The organism is Vibrio sp. PNB23_22_6, from assembly GCF_052877535.1.
The window spans coordinates 111,618-121,516 of sequence record NZ_JBNFXP010000011.1 but is presented as its reverse complement, the minus strand read 5'-3'; the positions used below and the strand labels follow the sequence as shown (position 1 = coordinate 121,516).

7 protein-coding genes and 1 pseudogene are annotated in these 9,899 nt (G+C 45.4%); 7 read left to right on the top strand and 1 reads right to left on the bottom strand.

The features are described 5' to 3' along the window. Nucleotides 1-532 (bottom strand): annotated as a pseudogene (locus ACVA54_RS11060) (dentin sialophosphoprotein); the annotation flags it as partial. Nucleotides 533-1,099: 567 nt separating this feature from the next. On the opposite strand from ACVA54_RS11060, the gene ACVA54_RS11055 reads away from it, so the two are divergent. The 7 genes from ACVA54_RS11055 (at nucleotide 1,100) to ACVA54_RS11025 (ending at nucleotide 9,868) form a co-directional block, all read left to right on the top strand. Then, nucleotides 1,100-1,738, top strand: a complete 639-nt coding sequence (locus tag ACVA54_RS11055) for a response regulator transcription factor (protein ID WP_446608770.1) — start codon at nucleotides 1,100-1,102, stop codon at nucleotides 1,736-1,738. A 502-nt stretch (nucleotides 1,739-2,240) separates the two neighbouring features. Beyond that, entirely contained in the window at nucleotides 2,241-2,498 is a 258-nt protein-coding gene (locus ACVA54_RS11050) for an oxaloacetate decarboxylase subunit gamma (RefSeq protein ID WP_119463538.1), read from the top strand. Nucleotides 2,499-2,531: 33 nt separating this feature from the next. Further along, nucleotides 2,532-4,325 (top strand): sodium-extruding oxaloacetate decarboxylase subunit alpha, encoded by a 1,794-nt coding sequence (gene oadA / locus ACVA54_RS11045; RefSeq protein ID WP_099079818.1) that lies wholly within the window; start codon nucleotides 2,532-2,534, stop codon nucleotides 4,323-4,325. Between the two features lie 9 nt (nucleotides 4,326-4,334). Continuing rightward, nucleotides 4,335-5,465 (top strand): sodium ion-translocating decarboxylase subunit beta, encoded by a 1,131-nt coding sequence (locus ACVA54_RS11040; RefSeq protein ID WP_099079819.1) that lies wholly within the window; start codon nucleotides 4,335-4,337, stop codon nucleotides 5,463-5,465. A gap of 147 nt (nucleotides 5,466-5,612) precedes the next feature. Next, nucleotides 5,613-6,563, top strand: coding sequence for an NADP-dependent oxidoreductase (locus tag ACVA54_RS11035; protein WP_099079820.1), 951 nt, complete (start codon nucleotides 5,613-5,615; stop codon nucleotides 6,561-6,563). Continuing rightward, nucleotides 6,557-7,018, top strand: a complete 462-nt coding sequence (locus tag ACVA54_RS11030) for a YqaA family protein (RefSeq protein WP_099079821.1) — start codon at nucleotides 6,557-6,559, stop codon at nucleotides 7,016-7,018. The genes ACVA54_RS11035 and ACVA54_RS11030 overlap by 7 nt, the downstream gene beginning before the upstream one ends. A gap of 9 nt (nucleotides 7,019-7,027) precedes the next feature. After that, the gene (locus ACVA54_RS11025; protein ID WP_099079822.1) at nucleotides 7,028-9,868 is read left to right on the top strand and encodes a M16 family metallopeptidase; all 2,841 of its coding nucleotides are present in this window, start codon (nucleotides 7,028-7,030) and stop codon (nucleotides 9,866-9,868) included. Nucleotides 9,869-9,899 lie beyond the last annotated feature (31 nt).

Sequence of the window (9,899 nt, the reverse complement as noted above, 5' to 3'; positions counted from 1 at the left end):
CTCGTGAGTCTGCTTGGTTACGATTGTCACTGTTATTGTTGTAACTTGAGTTTGTACTCGCATTCGAGTTATCACTGCTGTTACTGTTGTCATTAGCCGCAGTAGCGCTATTGTCGTTGTAACTGCTTGCAGTGTTCATACTCGAATCAGAGTTGTCGTTAGCATTACTTGTGCTGTTATCATTCGCATTGCTAGTACTGTTGTCGTTGTAACTCGAGTTAGTACTCGCATTAGAGTTGTCGCTGCTATTGCTGTTGTCATTAGCATTGCTAGTACTGTTGTTGCTATTGTCATTATTGCTATCAGTAAGACCCAACGACTGTGTGTTGCTGTTGTCGCTGTTGTCGCTGCTATTACTGTTGTCACTATTGTTACTGTTGTCATTCATACTATCAGTGACAGAAAGTGTGTTGGCACTGTCGTCCCACTGATTATTACTTTTGCCATCATCGATGCCATTATTAGCTAATGCGTTACCACTCAATAAAATCGCAGACATTGCGATAGCAAGCCCTGTCTTGTTAAGCGTCATAATTGATCACTCCATTACCTTTGTTCCTGTTAAAAAAATGACTGCACGTTAACTTCTTGCTGCCTCTTTTGGCTTGGAAGCGCTGGAAGTATAGGTAAGAGATCACGAGTAAGATTCTCAAGGGTGAGAAAATTGGTCTTAGTAATAAGCGAAGTCTTAGAAGGGGCGTTTTAAGTGAAATGAAAGCGTTTTATAACCATCAAGTTAGGTGATGTTGTATGCGAGAGAGTGTTTCAAGTATGAGATTTTAGGGTAAAAAAGATTGAAAAAGTATGCAGAAAGTTACTTGGAATATTGGCATTTCAGAAAGAAATATCGTTGTTCATGAGAGTTTTAAATAAGAACTTTACTTAAGAACAACCAGTTAAAATAGTAGGGTATGAAGTCACTCTGCTTCTCGCTGAAATTTGACTAATCTTTTGGTGTATGTGGGGCAACAGCTTGTTAGGCATAAAGTCCGACTGAACTGCTATATTCTTGCTATCGATATTTCAATTACTCGTAGTTCCACGTACATGGAATCAGCACAGGTAGGGAGTGGTAAAGGTGTCGTAAAATGGAGGATAAATGAGAATAAAACATCTTCTCTTGCTTGCAGAGAGCAATCTTCAAACCAGTTTAATAGAGAGTCAACTTTCAACAATTAGCCACGTGAAAGTCATGATCTGTTCGCCGCAAGAAGCAGTATTTCGCAGTCATACTGTTAATATTGATCTTGTGTTTATTGATTACGATTACTTGGTGCAACTTGAGTCTTTAGGGGTATTACCTGACTTTGATTTACTTGGTTGGCCGTTGATGGTTCATAACGTGCCAAACAGCCAAGTTGATAATAAGTTGCTACGTTGGAAGTTTCTGAAAGGCATTTTACTGCGTAGTGCAGCCGTGACCCACATTAGTAAAAGTGTCGATTATATCTTTAAAGGTGGACTCTGGTTGCCAAGAGGATACTTGGAAAAGCTTATCAGTAACTACCGTCATTCTAACGTTGTGATGGAGTGTGAGTATGATGAGTTGACCAGTCGTGAACGACAAGTCCTAGAGTTGCTTGCTTATGGCAATTCAAACCAACAGATTGCATCTCAGTTGTTTTTATCCGAAAGCACAGTAAAGAGCCACATCTACCGATTATATAAGAAACTCGATGTGCACTCTCGTCACGATGCCATAAAGATGGTGCGTATGAATGGAGGGTTGGCTGATTAATGATATAAAAGTAAGCGCGCGTGATCTGGAAGGTTCATCAGTGACTAAATAGTCATATCTTGTCATTTCCATGTTTAGTTTGTCTCTCATGTCTCGGAAATCAGACCAATTTAGACCACAGGTGCACTTGATAGCGATAGGATAGAGAAATGTATCTGTTCTGTTGGTGTTAATAATTTGTTTAAAGTTTGTTTTTTTTTGGCTAGAAGTCTGTTTTGATTTTACTTTCCTTAACATACACATTCTTTGTTTTTAAATCCCAATCGCAGTTTTTCTGCCTCCTATGATTTATTCTGCTTATATGTTGAACACCTCATTAGTTGATGAGTCGTTTCTATCGTTTTGTGATCGGTTTGGTGAATAAATAGTCATTTATTGAGGTTTTTTAAAACCTATCTTAAACAAAATTGACAAAATTTAACCAATCGAGATAATCGAACGGTCGGGATTTGACGTGATAAGAGTCCTGCGCATTGTCAGGATGACAAAGAAAGGAAGCAACATGACGAATATAGGAAGCCTGCTAGTCGATGCGGCCACTCTGATGTTAACAGGGATGGCGGTCGTATTTATTTTCCTCACAATTTTAGTTTATCTCGTTCGGCTACTGTCCAAATTGGTACCAGAAGAAGTGCCAGAGCCGATCGCAGCACCAAAAATAAATACCAACGTTCAATCAACCTCTTCAGCTGTTAGTCCACAAGTCGTGGTGGCGATCTCAGCTGCGATTCATCAACATCGCACCTCTATCGCGAAGTAGCCGAAATATAGGATTAAAAAGGAGTTTAAGAGCATGTCGAAACCACTAGCTATCACGGATGTGGTCCTTCGTGACGCCCATCAATCATTGTTTGCTACACGCATGCGTATCGAAGATATGCTGCCTATTGCAGCAGAGTTAGATAAGGTAGGGTATTGGTCGCTAGAGACCTGGGGGGGCGCGACGTTTGACTCGTGCATTCGTTTCCTTGGGGAGGACCCATGGGAACGCTTGCGTGAGCTGAAAAAAGCGATGCCGAACACGCCAATGCAAATGCTACTTCGTGGTCAAAACCTTCTGGGATACCGCCATTACGCTGATGACGTTGTAGAGAAGTTTGTTGAGCGTGCGCACGCAAATGGTATGGATGTGTTCCGTATCTTTGATGCGATGAATGACGTACGTAATTTTCAAACTGCAGTGAAAGCCGCAGTTGATGTTGGCGCTCATGCGCAAGGTACGTTGTCTTACACTACCAGCCCGGTCCACAACGCAGATACTTGGGTAGATTTAGCAAAACGTTTGGAAGATCTAGGCTGTCACTCTTTATGTATTAAAGACATGTCGGGTCTGCTTAAGCCATATGAGGCGGAAGAACTGATCACTCGAATCAAAGCCTCGTGTGATGTCCCATTGGCGCTTCACTGTCATGCAACCACTGGCCTTTCAACGGCGACAGCGGTGAAAGCAGTAGAGGCAGGTATTGATATTCTTGATACTGCAATCTCTTCGATGAGTTGTACTTATGGCCATACGCCAACAGAAACCGTTGTGGCGATGCTGCAAGGCACTGAGCGCGACACTAACCTTAAGCTTGAACAAATCGAGCCGATTGCTGCTTACTTCCGTGAAGTGCGTAAGAAGTATGCAAAATGGGAAGGTCAGCTGAAAGGCGTCGATTCTCGCATTCTGATTGCACAAGTTCCGGGTGGTATGCTGACCAATATGGAAGGCCAGCTAAAAGAGCAAGGCGCAGCGGATCGTATTGATGAAGTATTAGAAGAGATCCCTCGCGTACGTGAAGATCTAGGTTTTATTCCTCTCGTTACACCGACTTCTCAGATCGTTGGTACTCAAGCAGTGATCAACGTATTAACGGGTGAACGCTACAAGAGCATCACGAAAGAAACCGCTGGTGTCCTAAAAGGTGAGTATGGTGTAGCTCCCGCACCAGTGAATTCCGAACTACAAGCGAAAGTGCTTGATGGCAAAGAGGCGATCACGTGTCGCCCCGCAGATTTGCTTAAAGCTGAAATGAAAGCTCTAACGGTTGATTTGATGGAAAAAGCGCAATCTGAAGGCATTAAGCTAGCGAGTGAGCGTGTCGATGACGTGCTGACTTACGCGCTATTCCCTCAAGTTGGACTTAAGTTCCTGAAAAACCGTGGCAACCCAGATGCATTTGAACCAGCTCCAACGCTAGAAGCAGCGAAACCTGCTGTTGCGCCTACAGCACAGCCTACCGCTGGTGGCGTTGAAACTTACAGTGTTCGTGTTGATGGTCAAGTGTATGAAGTTGAAGTTGGTGCTCAAGGTCAATTAACGTCAGTGACGCCAAATGCAGCGGCAGCACCTGCTCAAACTACAGCACCAAGTGCACCTGCGAATAGTACCGCAGAAGCGGTTCCGGCTCCTCTTGCAGGCAACATCTTCAAAGTGAATGTCCAACTGGGCGCTGAAGTGGCAGAAGGTGACGTTCTTTTGATCCTTGAAGCCATGAAGATGGAAACGGAAGTTCGCGCAGCACGTGGTGGCGTGGTGCAAGAATTGAACGTTAAGGAAGGGGATGCCGTTACGGTTGGTTCGCCACTTCTGAGTCTGGGGTAAGGGAGTATCATGGACGGATTGATGACCCTATGGTCAGAAACAGGGATCGCTAACTTTGAGTTTGGCCAAATCTGCATGATGCTGGTTGGCTGTACCTTGCTGTTTTTAGCGATTCGAAAAGGCTTTGAACCATTACTTTTATTACCCATTGGTTTTGGTGCTATTTTAGCGAATATTCCGAATGCGGGTTTCACCGAGCCGGGTGGTCTGTTGTACTACGTTTACTACATCGGGATCGAGTCGGGCGTGTTCCCGCTATTGATCTTTATGGGCGTAGGTGCAATGACCGACTTTGGTGCTTTGATCGCAAACCCAAAAACACTTTGGTTGGGCGCGGCAGCGCAGTTTGGTATTTTCGCCACGCTATTTGGGGCAATCTTGCTTAACTATGTGCCGGGTATGGAGTTCTCGATGGCCGATGCGTCGTCTATTGCGATCATCGGGGGAGCCGATGGCCCAACGGCGATTTTCTTAGCGAGTAAGCTGTCTCCAGATCTGCTCGGAGCCATTGCGGTTGCCGCATACAGCTACATGGCGTTGGTGCCGATCATCCAACCACCAATCATGAAAGCACTGACAACCAAAGAAGAGCGCCAAATCAAAATGGCTCAGCTTCGCCATGTGGGTAAGTGGGAAAAAGTACTCTTCCCACTTGCTGTGCTACTGATGACGATTCTGTTCTTACCATCAGCCACACCTCTGGTGGGTATGTTCTGTTTGGGTAACTTGATGCGTGAAGCGGGAGTGGTGGATCGTCTATCGAAAACAGCACAAAATGAATTGATCAATATCGTGACTATCTTCTTAGGTCTTGGTGTTGGTTCTAAGCTACAAGCTGAACAGTTCTTAAACATAGAAACACTAGGTATCTTGGGACTGGGGGCGGTGGCATTCAGTATTGGTACAGGGGCCGGTGTGCTGATGGCGAAGTTGCTGAACAAGTTTTCAAAAGAAGACATCAACCCACTTATTGGGGCGGCGGGTGTATCAGCAGTACCAATGGCAGCGCGAGTTGTTAACAAAGTTGGTTTAGAAGCAAACCCGCAAAACTTCTTATTGATGCATGCGATGGGGCCAAACGTTGCAGGCGTATTAGGTTCGGCAGTTGCCGCAGGTATTCTGCTTGCCCTAGTGGGGTAGTCGATGTGCCTAGAGATCTTGGTTGGTGATTTGTGATATAGAATTATCAACCAATTTACACATTGGCGATTAACTTCAGCAAACAAAATAGTTTATAGTCAAAGGGATGCCGAGGCATCCCTTTTGTTTTCTCTCAGGGAATGGGTTATGGAACACAAACAGATAGTGATTACCGAATTTGGCGAGGCAGACGTTCTCGCGGTCCAAAATGCATCAACACCATCACCTCAAACTGGTGAGGTTCTCATTAAAGTTGCCTATGCTGGCGTCAATCCCATTGACGTAAAAACGCGAGCAGGACTTGGCTGGGCAGCGGCACAAAACAAAGACAATCTACCTTGGGTTCCGGGCTACGATATCTCTGGTAAGGTGGTGTCATGCGGTGATAACACCTCACGTTTTAAGGTGGGTGATGAGGTGGCAGGTTTCATTGGCTTTCCAATTCGTGGTGGTGGCTACAGTCAATATGTTTGCGTGCCAGAGTCTGAGCTCTGCCATGTTCCAAGTACCGTGACGCTTGAAGCTGCGGCAGTACTGCCCCTGGCAGGGCAAACTGCAGTTCAAGCGCTCAGTAAAGCGAATGTTACTGAAGGCGATCGTGTATTGATTCTGGCGGGTGCTGGTGGTGTTGGGCATTTAGCGGTGCAGATAGCAGTGGCGACTAAAGCGGAAGTGTTTACCACTTGCAGTGAGCGGAACTTAGACTACCTCGCCACATTAGGGGCGCACGCAGTGAACTATCAATTTGCTCCAGTGTCTGAACGTGTTGAAGATGTGGATGTTTTGATTGATCTTGTCGGTGGCGATGCGGCATTAGATGCGCTCAAGTGTCTTACTGATAATGCAAGAGTCATTACCCTTCCAACCATCACCGCTGAGCTGATTTGTGAGAAAGCAAAGCTACTTGGTTTTGAAGCCAGTGGAATGTTGGTCGAACCTGATCGCGAGCAACTCGACACTTTACTTTATATGGTGGGCGTCGGGTTACTGAAAACTGAAGTTCAACAAGTCTATCCGATGAGTGAGGTTGTGGATGCCCACAGGCAAGTTGAATCCGGACGGACGCGAGGCAAGATATTGCTTGATATGACATGTTAGAGGCATTTAATGCTGCCTTTGAAAACTTAGCGTTATGGTTCTCTGATTCTGCATTATGGGTGTTGTTCATGACGGGATTTCTCAGTGCCACCTTGTTACCGGGTGGCTCAGAAGCAGGATTGATCGCCACTCTTTCATTAAATCAGTATTCCGTATCTTCTATCATTACCGTTGCCACAATTGGTAATACCCTCGGCGGTCTCACCAATTACTGGCTTGGGCTCTGGATCCCCAATAAAACCCAAGATGAAAAACATGGCCACACGGCATTGAAGTGGTTGGCAAAGTACGGTTACTGGGGATTGTTTTTTAGCTGGTTGCCAGTGATTGGCGACCCGCTATGTTTAGCTGCAGGGTGGTTAAGGATGAAATTTCTGCCGTGTATGGTTGTTATATTTTTAGGTAAAGCGGCAAGGTACAGTCTACTAGCCGCTATCTATTTCGGTTTATTTTAAGGAAAGCGCATGAGAATGTTTTGGGTTAGCACGTGTTCACTGTTGGTGATCACGGGCTGTGCATCAAACGCCCCGGTTTCACTGCCTGATGGAGTGACTTTCGTTGAGTCGTCGAAAACAGAAGCTGGCAAGGTCAAAATTCCATACCAGAAATATCAACTTGATAATGGTCTGACGGTGATCCTTGCTCCGGAAGATTCAGACCCACTGGTGCATGTTGATGTGACTTATCACGTTGGCTCAGCACGTGAAGATATCGGTAAATCTGGCTTTGCTCACTTCTTCGAGCACATGATGTTCCAAGGCTCAGAAAACGTGGGTGATCAACAGCACTTTAAAATCATCACCGAAGCGGGTGGTACGTTAAATGGTACAACTAACCGCGATCGCACGAACTATTTTGAAACTGTCCCGGCGAATCAACTCGAGAAAATGTTGTGGTTAGAATCCGATCGTATGGGCTTTTTATTGGATGCGGTGTCACAAGAGAAATTCGAAATTCAACGTTCAACGGTAAAAAATGAGCGTGCTCAGCGTTATGACAACCGCCCTTATGGTTTGATCTGGGAACGTATGGCGGAAGCGCTATACCCTGAAGGTCACCCATATTCATGGCAAACGATCGGCTATGTGGAAGATTTAGACCGTGTTGATGTTAACGATCTGAAAGCCTTTTTCCTTCGCTGGTATGGCCCGAACAATGCGGTCATTACCATTGGTGGCGATATTGATGTTGAGCAAACCCTAGCGTGGGTTAACAAGTACTTTGGCTCAATTCCTCGTGGTCCAGAAGTCGATAACGCGCCGAAGCAACCTGCGAAGCTTGAAGAGAATAAATTCATTACATTGGAAGATCGTATTCAACAACCAATGGTCATGATCGCCTGGCCAACCACTTACAGTGGTGAAGCCAACCAAGCGTCACTCGATACTTTATCTAGTGTGCTAGGTAGCGGTACCAATAGCCTTCTTTACCAAGACTTGGTGAAGACTCAAAAAGCGGTGGATGCAGGCTCATTCCATGATTGTGCTGAGTTGTCGTGTAACTTCTATGTCTACGCGATGGGCGATTCTGGAGAGAAAGGCGACTTGTCTAAACTTTATGATGAACTGATGCAGTCACTGAATAAGTTCAGTAAAGAGGGCGTAACGAAAGATCGTCTTGACCAATTGAAAGGGCAAGCGGAAGCAGACGCGATCTTTGCCCTGGAAAGCGTGAAAGGCAAAGTGACTCAATTGGCTTCAAATCAAACCTTCTTCGGTCAGCCAGATTTGATTGAAAAACAGCTCGAGCAGATCCGTGCGGTGAGGCCAGAGTCAGTGGAAAAAGCGTACAGTGACTTTATCCAAGGCAAGAATAAAGTGACGTTGAGCGTGGTACCGAAAGGTAAAGTAGATCTTGCAGTGAAACCTGCAACGTTCGTCACGCCAAAACGCACGCTTCCAGAATATCAAAAGATAACCGATGATCAATTAGCTTACCGTCGTGCAACAGATAACTTTGAACGCTCGGTTCAGCCACCTGCGGGGGCTCCGGTTGAAGCAACCATGCCAAAATTGTACGGCATTCATTTCGACAACGGTTCTGAATTGTTAGGGACAGTGAGTACTGAAACGCCAACCGTGATGATGCAATTTAGTCTACCTGCGGGAACACGCTTCGTTGATAAAGGTAAAGAAGGACTTGCGCAATTGACGGCAGCAATGTTGCAAGAAGGTACCACTAAGCGCAGCGTCGAAGATATTCAAGCTGAACTGGATAAGCTAGGTAGCATGATTTCGGTGGAAGCATCAGGCTACACGACCAACATCAGTGTTTCATCGTTAGCAAAAAATCTAGCGCCAACCTTAAAGATTGTTGAAGAGATGCTTTTATCTCCTGCTTTCAAAGAGGAAGACTTTGAGCGTGTGAAAGTGCAAGCGTTAGAGGGGTTGGTATATGAGCAACAAAACCCGAGCTGGATGGCGTCACAAGCAAGCCGGCAAGTACTTTATGGGGATTCCGTATTTGCCCGTCCGAAAGATGGCACGCAAGCAGGCTTGAATGCCCTAACATTGAACGATGTACGAGATTTCTATACCAAGCATTATACGCCGCAAAGTGCACAGATTGTGGTGGTTGGTGATATCTCCAAGCAAGATATCCAAAAGCAACTGGCGTTTTGGTCAAGCTGGGAAGATGAGGCCGCGCCGCTTTATGCTCCACAGAGCATCTTGCCGTTAGGTGAGCAAAAAATTCATCTCGTGGATAAGCCTGGAGCACCGCAAAGTGTGGTGATGTTGGTTCGTCAAGGCATGCCTTATGATGCGACGGGTGACTTCTATTTAAGCCAACTTGCGAACTTTAACTTATCAGGTAATTTCAATAGCCGCATTAACCAAAACTTACGTGAAGATAAAGGCTACACTTATGGGGCATTCGGTTACTTCTCAGGTAATGTAGAAACGGGCTCGGTTGTATTTACAGCACAAGTGCGTGCAGACTCGACGGTGGCATCTATCGTTGAAATGGAAAATGAGCTGAATGAATACTCGCAAGCCGGCATGACTGATGATGAGATGACATTTATGCGCCAAGCGGTCGGTCAAAAAGATGCACTGAAATATGAAACACCAACACAAAAAGGCAAACTCATCAGTGATATTTTGAAGTACAACTTAGACAAAGATTACTTACAACAACGTAATGCTATTGTTGATACCGTGGACAAACGAACACTCGATGCGTTAGCGCAAAAATGGTTTGATCCGAATGATTATCAAATCGTCGTCGTCGGGGATGCAAAATCCCTTCGTCCTCAACTAGAAAAGTTGGGGAAAGACGTGGAAGAGCTTGAAATCATTCGATAGAGTACACATTTAATAGCGGAGAGGAGACTCT